This is a genomic window from Shewanella ulleungensis, assembly GCF_014648315.1.
GTDB classification, from domain to species: Bacteria; Pseudomonadota; Gammaproteobacteria; order Enterobacterales; family Shewanellaceae; genus Shewanella; species Shewanella ulleungensis.
In genome coordinates this window covers 1-14,950 of record NZ_BMQW01000020.1, presented here as the reverse complement: position 1 = coordinate 14,950, position 14,950 = coordinate 1, and the positions used below count along the sequence as shown (strand labels likewise).

Genomic DNA, 14,950 nt, shown 5'->3' with positions numbered 1-14,950 from the left:
GCCTATCTGCCTATCTGCCTATCTGCCTATCTGCCTATCTGCCTATCTGCCTATCTGCCTATCTGCCTATCTGCCTATCTGCCTATCTGCCTATCTGCCTATCTGCCTATCTGCCTATCTGCCTATCAAAAATTCAAACAGAAACGACCAGTAGAAGCAATAAGATAGGCAATAATTATAAAATAGAGGGATGAAGTGATAGTAAAAACAATCCTTATTAGAATATGATCTATTTTAAGCTGCGTCACTACCCCAGTACAATGAAAATGACTGTAGGTGTAGTCCTCTAGATCAAAGTCATTTGAAGCAGTAATGGGGGTTGTGACACAGCCTCGAAGGGCGAATTTATCAGAGTGGTCTTCTTTGTTAGCATTTTTTAACGTACGACTGCATGGATGCAGGAGGTAGAGCAACGCAGGAGAAGTTGCCGAGAACGAATATGTCTTCAAAAGGCTGCCTCGAATACCTCACTGATAATTTTCGCTAAAAGAGCAAATTCTAATGCGGATTGGTATAAATCATCAAAACAGAAGCTTTGTCTTTAATCCGCCCAACCAGATGGACCATAATTTGTGCCACATTTAAATATGATTTTGATGATTGAGTTTTAGGAGCACTTTGTAGCTACAGCATAAAAACACCATCTTAGTCATGTGGTGCAATAACATTGATGATTGAAGCTTCATAAGTAATGAATAAACTTGGGATTTAGGTCAGGAAAAATCTTTATAGTTAAAAATAGAACAGCGCACTGACTTAGAAAAATTTTGTAGGAACGACACAATATATAAATGACGATAGCAGAATGAGACTCAACTAACATAGTGAATTACATTAGTGAAGAAAATGATAGATATAAAAAAACCGAGCCTAAGCTCGGTTTTTATTTGAGTAATTTAATTACTCAGCAGCTTCAACTTCAACAGCTTCAGCAGCTTCAGGGCGACCTACTAACTCGATGTAAGCCATTGGGGCTTTATCACCGGCACGTAGGCCACACTTAAGAATACGGGTGTAACCGCCAGGACGTTCCTGGAAGCGTGGACCCAATTCAGTAAATAACTTACCTACAACTTCAGCGTCGCGGGTACGAGCGAAAGCTAAACGGCGATTTGCAACGCTGTCAACTTTAGCAAGTGTTATTAGAGGTTCAACTACGCGACGCAGTTCTTTCGCTTTAACAGTAGTTGTCTTGATAATCTCATGACGAACTATTGAACAAGCCATGTTACGGAACATAGCTTGACGATGACTGCTGTTGCGGTTTAGTTGACGACCACTCTTACGATGGCGCATGACCTAATCCTTATAACCTAAATCTGTACTAACCTGAGACTTATAGGTCGTCTGCTAAACTAGCTGGAGGCCAGTTTTCAAGACGCATACCTAACGACAGTCCGCGAGACGCTAAAACATCCTTAATTTCAGTAAGAGACTTCTTACCTAAGTTAGGGGTCTTAAGCAACTCAACTTCAGTGCGTTGTACCAGATCTCCGATGTAATGAATCGCTTCGGCTTTTAAACAGTTAGCCGAACGTACAGTTAGCTCTAAATCGTCGACAGGACGCAGCAAAATCGGATCAAACTCCGGTTTCTCTTCTACAACAGCCTGCTCAGTAACATCACGTAGCTCAACAAACGCATCTAGCTGTTCAGCTAAAATTGTTGCAGAACGACGAATTGCTTCCTCAGGATCGATAGTACCATTAGTGGTCATATCAATCACAAGTTTATCTAAGTCAGTGCGCTGTTCTACACGAGCGGCTTCTACATTATAAGCAATGCGAGCTACAGGTGAGAATGAAGCATCAACCAACAAGCGACCGATTGGGCGATCGTCGTCTTCAGTTTGTGCACGAGCCGAAGCAGGCACATAACCACGACCACGCTCAACGCGGATACGCATGCTGATATCATTATTACCAGTCAAGTGACAGATAACATGATCAGGATTCATAATGGTAACATCACCATCATGTGTGATATCTGCTGCTGTAACAGGGCCTGTGCCGGACTTGCTTAATGTAAGCAAAGCCTCGTCTTTACCCTCGATAGTCACTGCTAATCCCTTAAGATTAAGCAATATCTCAAGGATATCTTCTTGTACGCCTTCCTTACTGCTGTACTCATGCAGTACTCCGTCAATTTCGACTTCAGTAACTGCACAGCCTGGCATAGACGACAATAGGATGCGACGCAACGCGTTACCTAAGGTATGGCCAAAACCACGTTCGAGTGGCTCTAGTGTAACTTTGGCGCGAGTTGAATTAACCTGCTCAATATCAACGAGACGCGGTTTAAGAAATTCTGTAACAGAACCCTGCATTGTGTCCTCTCTTGTTTGTTAGCTTTACTTAGAGTAAAGCTCGACGATCAGCTGTTCGTTAATATCCGCAGACAAATCGCTACGTTCTGGAATACGCTTGAAAGCACCTTCCATTTTCGCACTGTCGACTTCTACCCATGTAGGCTTCTCGCGTTGACCAGCCACTTCTAAAGCCGCTTTGATACGAGCTTGAGTACGTGACTTTTCACGGATGCTTACAACATCATTCGCAGACACTTTGAATGACGGAATGTTAACAACACGACCGTTAACCATAACAGATTTATGGCTTACTAGCTGACGTGATTCTGCGCGTGTAGATCCAAAACCCATACGATAAACTACGTTATCTAGGCGGACTTCTAAAAGTTGTAATAAGTTTTCACCAGTATTACCTTTTAGACGTGCAGCTTCTTTGTAATAGTTACGGAATTGCTTTTCTAGCACACCGTAAATACGACGAACTTTTTGTTTCTCGCGTAGCTGTAAACCGTACTCAGACAAACGTGGCTTACGTGCGCCATGTTGTCCTGGTGCAGCTTCAAGCTTACACTTCGAATCGATTGCTCTCACACCGCTTTTTAGGAAAAGGTCTGTACCTTCTCTGCGGCTGAGCTTGAGCTTAGGACCCAAGTATCTTGCCATGATCTTTCTCCAACTATCCTATATACGCAGTGTTATACACGACGTTTTTTAGGTGGACGACAGCCATTATGAGGGATAGGCGTCACATCGGTAATGTTAGTTATTTTATAACCAACAGCGTTCAGCGCACGAATGGCTGATTCACGACCTGGACCTGGACCCTTCACGAAAACTTCAAGGTTTTTAACACCGTAGTCTTGAGCGGCAATACCTGCACGCTCAGCAGCAACCTGTGCAGCGAATGGCGTTGATTTACGTGAACCACGGAAACCAGAACCACCTGAGGTAGCCCATGACAACGCATTACCTTGACGATCTGTAATGGTGACAATTGTGTTGTTGAAAGACGCATGGATATGAGCCATGCCATCTGCAACCTGTTTACGTACGCGCTTACGCGGAGAACGTGACGGAACTTTAGCCATTTTGGTTTACCTTCCCGTTACTTTCTTATTGGTTTACGTGGACCTTTACGCGTACGCGCATTGGTCTTTGTACGTTGCCCACGAAGAGGCAGGCTACGACGATGGCGGAGACCACGATAACAACCAAGGTCCATAAGACGTTTGATGTTCATTGAAATCTCACGACGCAAGTCACCTTCTACGGTGTATTTGGCGACTTCTTCGCGTAGGATATCTATTTGAGCTTCGCTCAATTCCTTGATCTTAGCGTCTTCAGCGATTGAAGTAGATGCGCAGATTGCTCTAGCGCGAGTACGTCCAATACCAAAGATTGCAGTCAATGCAATGACTGTATGCTTTTGATCAGGAATGTTAATGCCAGCGATACGGGCCACTATGCACTCCTTAAAGTTAAAGGCCATCTGCGAAAAGCCCGAAAGGATACTCGACAGACGACAGATTTGCAAACAATATTTTTGGTCAGCCCATTATTGAGCTGACCAAACTTCTTTCTTAGCCTTGACGCTGTTTGTGTTTTGGTTCAACACAGATAACGCGCACAACGCCACTACGCTTGACGATCTTGCAATTACGGCAGATCTTCTTCACGGAAGCTCGAACTTTCATTTCATCACTCCGTTAAAGTAATCTTATTTACCAAAGCGATCTAAATTTGCTTTGTTCACAAGATTAGCTTTCTTCATCACAGACTCATATTGATGAGACATCATATGGGTCTGAACCTGAGCCATGAAGTCCATGATTACGACTACAATAATTAGTAGTGAAGTACCGCCAAAATAGAACTGTACTTTCCACGCAATTAACATGAACTCCGGAATTAAGCAGATAAAGGTAATGTACAGCGCACCCGCTAGGGTTAAACGTGTCATGACTTTATCTATGTAACGCGAAGTCTGTTCTCCGGGACGGATCCCAGGAATGAATGCACCACTCTTTTTCAGATTATCCGCTGTTTCGCGTGGATTGAAAACCAACGCAGTATAGAAGAAACAGAAAAAGATGATTGCTGTCGCGTACAATAATGAATACAGCGGTTGTCCAGGTGACACAGCTAAAGCGAAATCGCTTAACCATGACATAGACTCATTTTGACCAAACCACTGAGCCAGTGTGCCTGGGAACAAAATAATGCTGGATGCAAAAATTGGTGGAATCACACCTGCCATGTTCACTTTTAATGGTAAGTGGGTGCTTTGCGCTGCGAAAACCTTACGGCCTTGCTGGCGTTTAGCGTAATTAACGACGATACGACGTTGACCACGTTCCACAAATACCACTAAATAAGTTACTGCAAATACGATAACCGCGAGCAGCAGTAGTACCAATACATTCATGTCACCTTGACGAGCTTGCTCGGCTGTTGAGCCGATAGCCGATGGTAAACCTGCAACAATACCTGCGAAAATTAAAATCGAGATACCATTACCAATACCACGTTCGGTAATTTGCTCACCTAACCACATAAGGAACATAGTTCCTGTGACTAAACTTACAACAGCAACAAAGTAGAAACCAAATCCTGGATTGGCTACAAGGCCAGGCATAAGATTTGGTAAACCCGTTGCAATACCGATAGATTGCAATGTACCCAACACAAGTGTGCCATATCGAGTATATTGACTGATTTTCTTACGCCCTGACTCGCCTTCTTTTTTCAATTCAGCAAGTGCAGGATGCACAACAGTCAATAACTGCATGATAATAGATGCCGAAATATACGGCATTATACCTAATGCAAAGATAGAAGCACGCTCTAAAGCACCACCCGAGAACATGTTAAACATGCCAAGGATGGTATCTTTCTGCTGAGCAAAAAGCTCTGCTAATACAGCTGCGTCAATACCAGGAATTGGCACGAACGAACCGGCTCTAAAGACGATAATCGCACCAATCACGAACAGAAGACGAGTTTTCAGTTCAGACAAACCGCCTTTCGCGCTTTTTAAATCAAGTCCTGGTTTTGCCATCGACGTATTATTCCTCGATCTTGCCACCGGCAGCTTCAATAGCTGCACGAGCACCTTTGGTTACCTTTAGACCTTTTACAGTCACTGGGCGGTCAATGGTACCTGAAAGAACGATTTTCGCAAACTGGATGTTGCGAGTAATAACGTTCGCATCTTTCAGTGCATTCAAATCGACAACATCACCGTTAACTTTTGCTAGTTCGAGTAAACGAACTTCAGCTGTTACCAAAGCGCGACGCGAGGTAAAACCAAACTTAGGTAGACGGATCTTAAGTGGCATTTGACCACCTTCGAAGCCGACGCGAACGCCGCCGCCTGAACGAGACTTCTGACCTTTATGGCCGCGACCCGCTGTTTTACCTAAACCTGAACCAATACCACGGCCTACACGCTTAGGAGCAGATTTAGAACCTGCTGCTGGAGATAGAGTATTTAGACGCATTATCTTATTCCTCCACCGAAACCATGTAGTACACCTTATTGATCATACCGCGAACTGAAGGAGTATCTTCAACTTCTACAGTGTGACCAATACGACGCAGACCTAAACCGGTTAGGGTAGCACGGTGTTTTGGTAAACGACCGATGCTGCTTTTAGTCTGTGTTACTTTTAAAGTTTTAGTAGCCATGGTGCATTACCCCCGAATTTCATCAACATTCAGGCCACGTTTTGCTGCGATTTGAGCTGGTGACTTCATGTGCACCAACGCATCGACAGTTGCGCGAACGATGTTGATCGGGTTAGTAGAACCGTATGCTTTTGACAGAACGTTATGAACGCCTGCAACTTCTAATACGGCACGCATTGCGCCACCGGCAATAATACCGGTACCCTCTGATGCTGGTTGCATATAAACTTTTGAACCAGTATGGCGACCTTTAACTGGGTGATGCAAAGTACCTGCATTCAACTCCACGGTTACCATGTTACGACGGGCTTTTTCCATTGCTTTTTGAATAGCAGCTGGAACTTCACGCGCTTTTCCATAGCCATAGCCGATCTTACCGTTACCATCACCCACTACTGTTAGTGCTGTGAAGCTAAAGATACGACCGCCCTTAACTACTTTAGAAACACGATTAACTGCAATCAATTTTTCTTGCAGATCGTCTTTTTGCTGAGCTTCTAATTTAGCCATTTTATAACCCCTTAGAATTTCAGGCCAGCTTCACGAGCGGCATCTGCTAGAGCAGCTACACGACCATGATACTTGAATCCAGAACGGTCGAACGCAACAACAGCTACGCCCTTCTCGATCGCACGCTCAGCAACAGTTTTACCTACTGCTTTAGCCGCATCTACGTTTCCGGTACTCTTTAGTTGCTCTTTAACTGTTTTTTCAACAGTTGACGCAGCAGCTAACACCTTAAATTCAGGACTGATCACCTGAGCATAGATGTGACGCGGTGTACGATGTACAACCAGACGGTTCACGCCTAGCTCTTGGATCTTCTTACGTGCACGTAAAGCGCGACGTAAGCGAGATGTTTTCTTATCCATATCGCGTTACCTACTTCTTCTTAGCCTCTTTACGGCGTACAACTTCGTCGTCATAGCGAACACCTTTGCCTTTATAAGGCTCTGGTGGACGGTAACCACGAATGTTGGCTGCAGTTTGACCTACTAACTGTTTATCAACGCCAGTTAAGACGATTTCAGTTTGACTAGGACATTCAGCTGTTACGCCTGCGGGAAGTTTGTGTACTAATGGATGAGAGAAACCTAATGTTAGGTCTAAGTCGCTACCAGCAATTTTTGCACGGTAACCAACACCAACCAATTTAAGTTTCTTCACAAAACCTTGAGATACACCAACAATCATATTGTTTACAAGTGCACGAGTAGTACCAGCCTGTGCCCAAGCGTCAGAAACGCCTTCAACAGGTAGGAACTTAATTTGTGCATCTTCAATAACAACATTAACCGCATTATTGATTACTCGAGTCAGACTTCCTTTACCGCCTTTGACGGTTAAAGTCTGTTCGCTTATAGTCACCTCTACGCCAGCAGGGATAGTGACTGGTGCCTTTGCAACACGAGACATTACTAACTCCTTACGCTACGTAGCAGATAACCTCGCCACCCGAGCCAAATTGGCGGGCAGCACGATCAGTCATCAAGCCTTTAGAAGTGGACACAATTGCGATACCCAGACCGCCCATAACCTTTGGAAGTTCGTCTTTACCTTTGTAAATACGAAGACCAGGACGGCTTACGCGCTGGATAGTCTCAACGACTGGTTTGCCTTGAAAATACTTTAATGTAATTTCTAATTCAGGCTTAGCTTCATCTGCTACGGCGTAGTCAGTAATGAAACCTTCATCTTTAAGTAATTTCGCGATTGCTACTTTTAACTTAGCTGAAGGCATCTTTACAGATACGTGGTTAGCAGCTTGGCCGTTACGAATACGGGTTAACATATCCGCAATAGGATCTTGCATGCTCATATTAGCTTACTCCGTGACAAGTGCTTACCAGCTGGCCTTACGTAGACCAGGAACTTCACCGCGCATAGTTGCTTCACGTAATTTAATACGGCTTAAGCCGAATTTACGTAAAACGCCATGTGGGCGACCAGTTTGATTACAGCGATTGCGTTGACGCGATGCGCTTGAATCACGTGGTAGTGCTTGCAACTTAAGTACAGCATCCCAACGATCTTCGTCAGAAGATTCTGGATTACTGATAGTAGCCTTAAGTGCTAAACGCTTCTCAGCGTACTTAGCTACGAGCTGCGCACGTTTTGCTTCACGTGCTTTCATAGATGTTTTAGCCATTATGCTACCCTTATTTCTTAAATGGGAAGTTAAAAGCGGTCAACAAAGCACGACCTTCTTCGTCATTCTTCGCAGTGGTAGTGATAACAATATCCATACCGCGAATTTTATCGATTTTATCGTAATCGATTTCTGGGAAGATTATCTGCTCTTTCACACCCATTGCGTAGTTACCACGGCCGTCAAACGCTTTAGCGCTTAAGCCACGGAAGTCACGAATACGTGGGATTGCAATGTCAACTAGACGCTCTAAGAATTCCCACATACGCTCACCGCGTAGGGTAACTTTACAGCCAATAGGGTAGCCTTCACGGATTTTAAAACCAGCAACTGATTTACGAGCAACAGTTACAACTGGTTTTTGGCCAGCGATTGCAGTCATGTCACGAAGCGCATGCTCCATAACTTTCTTATCTGCAACAGCTTCACCAACACCCATATTAAGGGTGATTTTCTCAATCCGAGGGACTTGCATGACACTGCTATAACCGAACTTTTTAGCTAGTTCAGCGACTACAGTCTCTTGATATTTATCATGCAGTTTCGCCATCGTTTACTCCAAATTACTTAACGAGTTCGCTGTTCGACTTAAAGAAACGGACTTTTTTACCGTCTTCAAATCGGAAACCAACACGATCCGCCTTGCCTGTGGCTTGGTTAAAGATCGCAACGTTTGATGCTTGCATCGGTGCTTCTTTCTCGATAACGCCACCAGTCACGCCCAATTGTGGGTTTGGCTTCTGGTGCTTTTTAACTAGATTGATGCCTTCAACAATTAATTTACCAGTAGGTAGAACTTGAGAAACCTTACCGCGTTTACCCTTGTCTTTACCTGCTAATATTACTACTTCGTCTTCACGACGGATTTTAGCTGCCATTTTGAAGCTCCTTACAGTACTTCTGGTGCCAGCGAGACAATTTTCATGAATTTATCATTATGCAATTCACGTGTCACTGGGCCAAAGATACGAGTACCAATCGGTGCAAGGTTTGCGTTAAGCAATACCGCTGCATTCCGATCGAAGCGAATGACAGAACCGTCTGGACGACGTACGCCTTTCTTAGTACGGACTACCACCGCGTTATATACATCACCTTTCTTCGCTTTAGCGCGAGGAATTGCTTCTTTAACAGAAACTTTGATGATGTCGCCGATACCGGCATAACGACGATGAGAGCCACCCAAGACCTTAATACACTGAACTCTGCGTGCGCCGCTGTTACATGCGACGTCTAGAGTCGATTGCATTTGGATCATTTCAAGTGCTCCGCTATCGTTACTACACAATCCCACTATGGGAGTATATTTTGAACCAAATTTAAGCAATAATTTACTCAAAAATGGCGCGCAAGTATAACACCACATTTTATGAATGCATAGCAAAAAAAACAAACGGCCCCAAATACTGGAGCCGTTTACGTTATCCTAATAAAAATTAGGCTTTTGTTACTACTTCAGCAAGTGTCCAAGACTTAGTCTTAGATAGAGGACGACACTGACTAATTGTCACGATGTCACCTTCATTACACTGATTAGTTTCGTCATGTGCATGGATCTTAGTTGTACGCTTAATGTACTTCCCATAAATAGGGTGTTTCACTTGGCGTTCAATAGCAACAGTGATAGATTTTTCCATCTTGTTACTTACAACTTTACCTTGCAAAGTACGGATTTTATCAGACATTACGCACCTGCCTTAGAAGTAATAATGGTCTTAACACGTGCAATGTTACGACGCACTAGTTTCAATTGATTCGTTTGAGTCAATTGACCAGTAGCGTGTTGCATACGCAGGTTAAACTGCTCACGCAGCAGACCAAGTAATTCAGCGTTAAGTTCTTCAACGCTCTTTTCTCTTAGTTCGCTCGCTTTCATTACATCACCGTCTTAGTTACGAAGGTAGTCTTTAAAGGAAGTTTGGCAGAAGCCAAAGCGAAGGCTTCACGAGCCAAAGCTTCAGGTACGCCACCCATCTCATAAAGAACCTTACCAGGTTGAATCTGACATACCCAGTATTCAACGTTACCTTTACCTTTACCCATACGCACTTCAAGAGGCTTAGAGGTAATTGGCTTGTCAGGGAAAACTCGAATCCAAATTTGTCCTTGACGTTTAACATGACGTGTCATGGCACGACGTGCAGATTCAATTTGACGTGCAGTTAAACGGCCACGGCCGACTGCTTTCAAACCGAAAGTACCAAAGCTAACTTCAGTACCGTTCGCTAGACCACGGTTGCGGCCTTTGAACATCTTGCGAAACTTCATACGTTTAGGTTGCAGCATAAAAGTTTCTCCTATTTACCACGAGGCTTACGCTTAGGTTGCTGCTTTGGCTCTTCAATCGCAGGTACTAAACCGTCAAGAACTTCGCCTTTGAAGATCCAAACTTTAATACCAATCACACCATATTGCGTGTGACTTTCTGCAGTTGAGTAGTCGATATCAGCACGTAAAGTATGTAAAGGTACACGACCTTCACGATACCATTCAGCACGTGCGATTTCAGCGCCACCTAAACGGCCGCTCACTTGAACTTTGATACCTTGAGCACCAATGCGCATTGCGTTTTGAACTGCGCGCTTCATAGCACGACGGAACATAACACGACGTTCTAATTGCTGAGCAATAGAGTCAGCAACTAACTTAGCGTCTAATTCAGGTTTACGGATTTCAGCGATGTTGATTTGAGCAGTAGTGCCTGTGATTTTAGACACATGTGCACGTAATACTTCAACGTCTTCACCTTTCTTACCAATCACAACACCTGGACGGGCAGTGTGAATCGTAACGCGGATGCTTTTCGCTGGGCGTTCGATAACAATCTTAGATACTGATGCGGCTTTTAACTTTGCAGTTAAATATTGACGCACTTCCCAGTCGCTGTTCAGATTATTTGCATAATCCGATTTATCGGCGTACCAGGTAGAGATCCAAGGCTTGGTGATACCCAGACGGATACCATTAGGATGTACTTTCTGTCCCATTGCTCTCTTCTCCTAGCGATCTGCTACAACCACAGTGATGTGGCTGGTACGCTTCATGATACGATCAGCGCGGCCTTTGGCACGTGGCATGATACGCTTCATTGTTGGGCCTTCATCTACGAAGACGGCTCCAACTTTAAGCTCATCAATATCCGCACCTTCGTTGTGTTCGGCGTTTGCGATAGCTGAGTCAAGTACTTTCTTAACCAGTACGGCGGCTTTCTTTGGGCTGAACGTCAAAATCTCGAGGGCCTTAGAAACTGGCAATCCACGAATCTGATCAGCAACTAGACGGGCCTTCTGCGCAGACGTACGAGCAAAACGATGTTTAGCTAAAACTTCCATCTTATTCCTCCCGTATTAACGCTTCTTCGCTTTCTTATCTGCAGCATGGCCGCGATAAGTGCGAGTTGGTGAAAATTCACCAAGCTTGTGGCCAATCATCTCGTCAGTTACGAACACAGGTACGTGCTGACGACCATTATGGACAGCGATGGTCAACCCAATCATATTAGGGATGATCATTGAGCGGCGAGACCAAGTTTTAATTGGCTTTTTATCTCCCGCTTCCATCGCTTTCTCTACCTTCTTCAGCAAGTGCAGGTCAATGAAGGGACCTTTCTTGAGAGAACGTGGCATGGCGAATCCTCTTACTTATTTATTACGACGACGTACGATGTACTTGTCAGTGCGCTTGTTACTACGAGTTTTATAACCCTTAGTTGGCACACCCCATGGACTCACTGGATGACGTCCACCAGAAGTACGGCCTTCACCACCACCATGTGGATGGTCTACTGGGTTCATTGCAACACCACGAACTGTAGGGCGTATGCCTCTCCAGCGCTTAGCACCTGCTTTGCCTAACTGGCGTAGCATGTGTTCGGCATTACCAACTTCACCAAATGTCGCGCGGCAATCTACTGGAACTTTACGCATTTCGCCAGAGCGAAGACGTAGAGTTGCGTAGGCACCATCACGAGCAACAACTTGTACATAAGCACCAGCTGAACGTGCGATCTGAGCGCCTTTACCAGGCTTCATTTCAACAGCGTGTACAACTGAACCGACAGGAATGTTGCGTAACGGCATAGCGTTACCAGTCTTGATTTCTGCATCCAAACCAGATTTGATTGGGTCGCCAGCTTTCATGCCTTTAGCAGCAAGAATATAACGACGTTCACCATCTGCATACAGTACTAAAGCGATGTGCGCTGTACGGTTTGGATCGTATTCAAGACGTTCAACTTTCGCAGGGATACCATCTTTATCGCGTTTAAAGTCGATTAAACGATAGTGCTGCTTATGTCCACCACCTACGTGGCGTACAGTGATACGACCAGTGTTGTTACGGCCACCACTTTTAGTTTTTCTCGCCAACAGGCCAGCAAAAGGTTTACCCTTATGCAGGTCTGTATTCACCACTTTAACTACGTGGCGACGACCTGGAGAGGTTGGCTTACACTTAATAACTGCCATGATAATTCTCCTATGCTTACTCAGCGCCGCCGACGAAATCGATGTCAGCACCCGCAGCTAAAGTTACATAAGCTTTTTTCCAATCACTACGACGACCTACACGGCCACCGGTGCGTTTGGTTTTGCCTTTGTTAACTAAAGTACGAACTGAATCAACTTCAACTTCAAATAGCTTCGCTACTGCAGCTTTGATCTCTGCTTTAGTCGCATCGATTGCTACGCGGAAAACTACAGTGTTGTTCTTCTCAGCTACTACAGTACTCTTTTCAGAGATATGTGGAGCTAGAATCACTTTTAGCAAACGTTCTTCGCGGATCATGCTAGCATCTCCTCGATTTGCTTCACTGCATCAGCAGTAACAAGAACAGTGTTGAACGCAATTAGACTAACTGGGTCTAGACCCGCTACGTCACGAACGTCAACTTTGTATAAGTTGCGAGCTGCTAAGAATAAATTCTCATCAACTTCAGCTGTAACAATTAGAACGTCTTCTAAGTTCATTGCTGCTAACTTAGCTTTAAGCTCTTTAGTTTTAGGAGCTTCAACACTAAATGATTCAACAACAACTAAACGCTCTTGACGTACCAATTCAGACAGAATGCTCTTAAGAGCACCACGGTACATCTTCTTGTTAACTTTTTGGCTATGATCTTGGGTTTTAGCAGCGAATGTTACGCCACCGCCACGCCAGATTGGGCCTTTAACACTACCGGCACGAGCTCGGCCTGTGCCTTTCTGGCGCCATGGCTTTTTACCAGAGCCAGTTACTTCCGCACGAGTCTTTTGAGCACGAGTGCCCTGACGTGCGTTTGCAGCGTAAGCTACAACTACCTGATGAACCAGTGCCTCGTTAAAGTCACGGCCGAAGGTAGTTTCGGAAACTTCAAGAGCGCTTTGCGCGTCTTTCAATACCAATTCCATTACTATCTCCTCAGACCTAAGCTTTAACTGCAGGCTTAATGATTAGATCACCATTGGTAGCGCCTGGAACTGCGCCGCGTACTAATAACAAGTTACGCTCTGCATCAACACGTACAACGTGTAGATTTTGAGTAGTTACTTGCTCAGCACCCATATGACCTGACATTTTTTTGCCTTTGAATACACGACCAGGCGTTTGGTTCTGACCGATAGAACCGTTCGCGCGGTGCGCCAATGAGTTACCGTGAGTCGCATCTTGGGTACGGAAGTTCCAGCGTTTAATACCGCCTTGGAAGCCCTTACCTTTTGATTGACCAGTAACATCTACTTTCACAACTTCTGCGAAAATATCAACATTAAGCTCAGCACCAACTTCAATGCCTTCGCCTTCACCATCTGCTAAACGCAATTCCCATAAACCACGACCGGCTTCTACGCCGCCCTTGGCAAAATGACCTGCTTCTGCTTTAGTGATGCGATTGGCTTTTTTGGTACCAGTAGTCACTTGAAGTGCGCGGTAGCCGTCAGTTTCTAAAGTTTTCACTTGAGTAACGCGGTTGCCAGCAATTTCAATTACTGTTACAGGGATTGACGTACCATCTTCTGTGAAGATGCGAGTCATACCCACTTTACGACCAATAAGACCGATAGCCATCTCTCAAACCTCTTCTAAGGATCTCAATTAACCTAAGCTAATCTGAACGTCGACACCAGCCGCAAGATCTAAACGCATTAATGCGTCTACAGTCTTTTCTGTTGGCTCTACGATGTCAACTAAACGCTTGTGGGTACGAATTTCGTACTGATCACGTGCATCTTTATTAACGTGCGGAGAGATCAAAACGGTATAACGCTCTTTGCGTGTTGGTAGTGGAATAGGACCACGTACCTGCGCGCCTGTACGCTTAGCAGTTTCAACGATTTCCGCTGTAGACTGATCAATCAAACGATGATCAAAGCCTTTCAAGCGGATACGGATTCTTTGGTTCTGCATTGACCAGAGCTCCTAAAATGGACACATAAAAAATCACCCTCTAGCTTTTTCCTTTCTGGAAAAGCAGAGCGAGATGATTTAACCGTTCGACTCCCAATCGGAGTCGCTATGAATATGAATAACCTAAAAGGCTAAACAAATATTTTCGCTGCACATGTCAGCGAGTGGGCAATTATACAGATCTTCTATTGGAGATCAAGCCCATTGTGTAAATAGTCTTCAGAAAGTCTTTTCACAATCAATTGCCGCGCATTTTACACAATTTGTGCATTTATGCTAGCGGATTGTCAGATTATACCCTAAAAACAAAAAAGGAAGCCGAAGCTTCCTTTTTCAGTGTTCACTAAAGTCGCTATTACGCGATAATTTTAGCTACAACACCAGCACCAACTGTACGGCCACCTTCACGGATAGCGAAACGTAAA

General features: G+C 44.5%; 29 protein-coding genes. All 29 read right to left on the bottom strand.

Annotation, left to right across the window (positions count from 1 at the left end; genetic code table 11):
* Window positions 1–900: 900 nt before the first annotated feature.
* Complete coding sequence (gene rplQ / locus IEY40_RS19860) at window positions 901–1,296, bottom strand: 50S ribosomal protein L17 (protein WP_160056416.1); 396 nt, start codon at window positions 1,294–1,296, stop codon at window positions 901–903.
* A 40-nt stretch (window positions 1,297–1,336) separates the two neighbouring features.
* A complete protein-coding gene (locus IEY40_RS19855; RefSeq protein ID WP_160056417.1) occupies window positions 1,337–2,326 on the bottom strand; it encodes a DNA-directed RNA polymerase subunit alpha in 990 nt (329 codons plus the stop codon).
* Between the two features lie 24 nt (window positions 2,327–2,350).
* Entirely contained in the window at window positions 2,351–2,971 is a 621-nt protein-coding gene (gene rpsD, locus IEY40_RS19850) for a 30S ribosomal protein S4 (RefSeq protein WP_160056419.1), read from the bottom strand.
* A 32-nt stretch (window positions 2,972–3,003) separates the two neighbouring features.
* Complete coding sequence (gene rpsK, locus IEY40_RS19845) at window positions 3,004–3,396, bottom strand: 30S ribosomal protein S11 (protein ID WP_011635661.1); 393 nt, start codon at window positions 3,394–3,396, stop codon at window positions 3,004–3,006.
* A gap of 17 nt (window positions 3,397–3,413) precedes the next feature.
* Window positions 3,414–3,770, bottom strand: coding sequence for a 30S ribosomal protein S13 (rpsM, locus tag IEY40_RS19840; protein ID WP_011635660.1), 357 nt, complete (start codon window positions 3,768–3,770; stop codon window positions 3,414–3,416).
* Window positions 3,771–3,888: 118 nt separating this feature from the next.
* A complete protein-coding gene (gene rpmJ / locus IEY40_RS19835; RefSeq protein ID WP_006083579.1) occupies window positions 3,889–4,002 on the bottom strand; it encodes a 50S ribosomal protein L36 in 114 nt (37 codons plus the stop codon).
* A gap of 23 nt (window positions 4,003–4,025) precedes the next feature.
* Window positions 4,026–5,366 (bottom strand): preprotein translocase subunit SecY, encoded by a 1,341-nt coding sequence (gene secY / locus IEY40_RS19830; RefSeq protein ID WP_188922982.1) that lies wholly within the window; start codon window positions 5,364–5,366, stop codon window positions 4,026–4,028.
* A 7-nt stretch (window positions 5,367–5,373) separates the two neighbouring features.
* Entirely contained in the window at window positions 5,374–5,808 is a 435-nt protein-coding gene (rplO, locus tag IEY40_RS19825) for a 50S ribosomal protein L15 (protein WP_011635657.1), read from the bottom strand.
* A 4-nt stretch (window positions 5,809–5,812) separates the two neighbouring features.
* Complete coding sequence (rpmD, locus tag IEY40_RS19820; RefSeq protein ID WP_137224586.1) at window positions 5,813–5,995, bottom strand: 50S ribosomal protein L30; 183 nt, start codon at window positions 5,993–5,995, stop codon at window positions 5,813–5,815.
* 6 nt (window positions 5,996–6,001) lie between these two features.
* On the bottom strand, window positions 6,002–6,505 hold the full coding sequence (gene rpsE, locus IEY40_RS19815) for a 30S ribosomal protein S5 (RefSeq protein WP_137224583.1): 504 nt from the start codon (window positions 6,503–6,505) through the stop codon (window positions 6,002–6,004).
* 11 nt (window positions 6,506–6,516) lie between these two features.
* Window positions 6,517–6,867 (bottom strand): 50S ribosomal protein L18, encoded by a 351-nt coding sequence (gene rplR, locus IEY40_RS19810; protein ID WP_188740696.1) that lies wholly within the window; start codon window positions 6,865–6,867, stop codon window positions 6,517–6,519.
* 10 nt (window positions 6,868–6,877) lie between these two features.
* The gene (rplF, locus tag IEY40_RS19805) at window positions 6,878–7,411 is read right to left on the bottom strand and encodes a 50S ribosomal protein L6 (RefSeq protein ID WP_188959301.1); all 534 of its coding nucleotides are present in this window, start codon (window positions 7,409–7,411) and stop codon (window positions 6,878–6,880) included.
* A 10-nt stretch (window positions 7,412–7,421) separates the two neighbouring features.
* The gene (rpsH, locus tag IEY40_RS19800; protein ID WP_188959299.1) at window positions 7,422–7,814 is read right to left on the bottom strand and encodes a 30S ribosomal protein S8; all 393 of its coding nucleotides are present in this window, start codon (window positions 7,812–7,814) and stop codon (window positions 7,422–7,424) included.
* A 24-nt stretch (window positions 7,815–7,838) separates the two neighbouring features.
* Window positions 7,839–8,144 (bottom strand): 30S ribosomal protein S14, encoded by a 306-nt coding sequence (gene rpsN, locus IEY40_RS19795; protein ID WP_188959298.1) that lies wholly within the window; start codon window positions 8,142–8,144, stop codon window positions 7,839–7,841.
* 10 nt (window positions 8,145–8,154) lie between these two features.
* On the bottom strand, window positions 8,155–8,694 hold the full coding sequence (gene rplE / locus IEY40_RS19790) for a 50S ribosomal protein L5 (protein ID WP_160056431.1): 540 nt from the start codon (window positions 8,692–8,694) through the stop codon (window positions 8,155–8,157).
* Window positions 8,695–8,707: 13 nt separating this feature from the next.
* On the bottom strand, window positions 8,708–9,022 hold the full coding sequence (gene rplX / locus IEY40_RS19785) for a 50S ribosomal protein L24 (RefSeq protein ID WP_160056433.1): 315 nt from the start codon (window positions 9,020–9,022) through the stop codon (window positions 8,708–8,710).
* A gap of 11 nt (window positions 9,023–9,033) precedes the next feature.
* Window positions 9,034–9,402, bottom strand: coding sequence for a 50S ribosomal protein L14 (gene rplN, locus IEY40_RS19780; protein ID WP_188959295.1), 369 nt, complete (start codon window positions 9,400–9,402; stop codon window positions 9,034–9,036).
* A gap of 178 nt (window positions 9,403–9,580) precedes the next feature.
* Complete coding sequence (rpsQ, locus tag IEY40_RS19775; protein WP_160056435.1) at window positions 9,581–9,829, bottom strand: 30S ribosomal protein S17; 249 nt, start codon at window positions 9,827–9,829, stop codon at window positions 9,581–9,583.
* Window positions 9,829–10,020 (bottom strand): 50S ribosomal protein L29, encoded by a 192-nt coding sequence (rpmC, locus tag IEY40_RS19770; protein ID WP_006083592.1) that lies wholly within the window; start codon window positions 10,018–10,020, stop codon window positions 9,829–9,831. The genes rpsQ and rpmC overlap by 1 nt, the downstream gene beginning before the upstream one ends.
* A complete protein-coding gene (gene rplP, locus IEY40_RS19765) occupies window positions 10,020–10,430 on the bottom strand; it encodes a 50S ribosomal protein L16 (protein ID WP_188959293.1) in 411 nt (136 codons plus the stop codon). Before rplP ends, rpmC begins: the two co-directional genes overlap by 1 nt.
* Window positions 10,431–10,441: 11 nt before the next feature.
* A complete protein-coding gene (rpsC, locus tag IEY40_RS19760; RefSeq protein WP_188959290.1) occupies window positions 10,442–11,131 on the bottom strand; it encodes a 30S ribosomal protein S3 in 690 nt (229 codons plus the stop codon).
* A gap of 12 nt (window positions 11,132–11,143) precedes the next feature.
* Window positions 11,144–11,476 carry a 50S ribosomal protein L22 gene (rplV, locus tag IEY40_RS19755; protein WP_011635644.1) on the bottom strand — a complete coding sequence of 111 codons (333 nt, stop codon included), beginning with the start codon at window positions 11,474–11,476 and terminating at the stop codon, window positions 11,144–11,146.
* Window positions 11,477–11,491: 15 nt separating this feature from the next.
* Entirely contained in the window at window positions 11,492–11,770 is a 279-nt protein-coding gene (gene rpsS, locus IEY40_RS19750) for a 30S ribosomal protein S19 (RefSeq protein WP_006083596.1), read from the bottom strand.
* 15 nt (window positions 11,771–11,785) lie between these two features.
* A complete protein-coding gene (gene rplB, locus IEY40_RS19745) occupies window positions 11,786–12,610 on the bottom strand; it encodes a 50S ribosomal protein L2 (RefSeq protein WP_188959288.1) in 825 nt (274 codons plus the stop codon).
* A gap of 16 nt (window positions 12,611–12,626) precedes the next feature.
* Window positions 12,627–12,929, bottom strand: coding sequence for a 50S ribosomal protein L23 (rplW, locus tag IEY40_RS19740; protein ID WP_124729276.1), 303 nt, complete (start codon window positions 12,927–12,929; stop codon window positions 12,627–12,629).
* The gene (gene rplD, locus IEY40_RS19735) at window positions 12,926–13,531 is read right to left on the bottom strand and encodes a 50S ribosomal protein L4 (RefSeq protein ID WP_160056445.1); all 606 of its coding nucleotides are present in this window, start codon (window positions 13,529–13,531) and stop codon (window positions 12,926–12,928) included. Before rplD ends, rplW begins: the two co-directional genes overlap by 4 nt.
* A gap of 16 nt (window positions 13,532–13,547) precedes the next feature.
* The gene (gene rplC / locus IEY40_RS19730; protein ID WP_188959286.1) at window positions 13,548–14,186 is read right to left on the bottom strand and encodes a 50S ribosomal protein L3; all 639 of its coding nucleotides are present in this window, start codon (window positions 14,184–14,186) and stop codon (window positions 13,548–13,550) included.
* 27 nt (window positions 14,187–14,213) lie between these two features.
* On the bottom strand, window positions 14,214–14,525 hold the full coding sequence (rpsJ, locus tag IEY40_RS19725; protein WP_011635639.1) for a 30S ribosomal protein S10: 312 nt from the start codon (window positions 14,523–14,525) through the stop codon (window positions 14,214–14,216).
* Window positions 14,526–14,880: 355 nt separating this feature from the next.
* On the bottom strand, window positions 14,881–14,950 hold a 70-nt coding region (locus tag IEY40_RS19720; RefSeq protein WP_198552046.1), incomplete at its 5' end, for an EF-Tu C-terminal domain-related protein.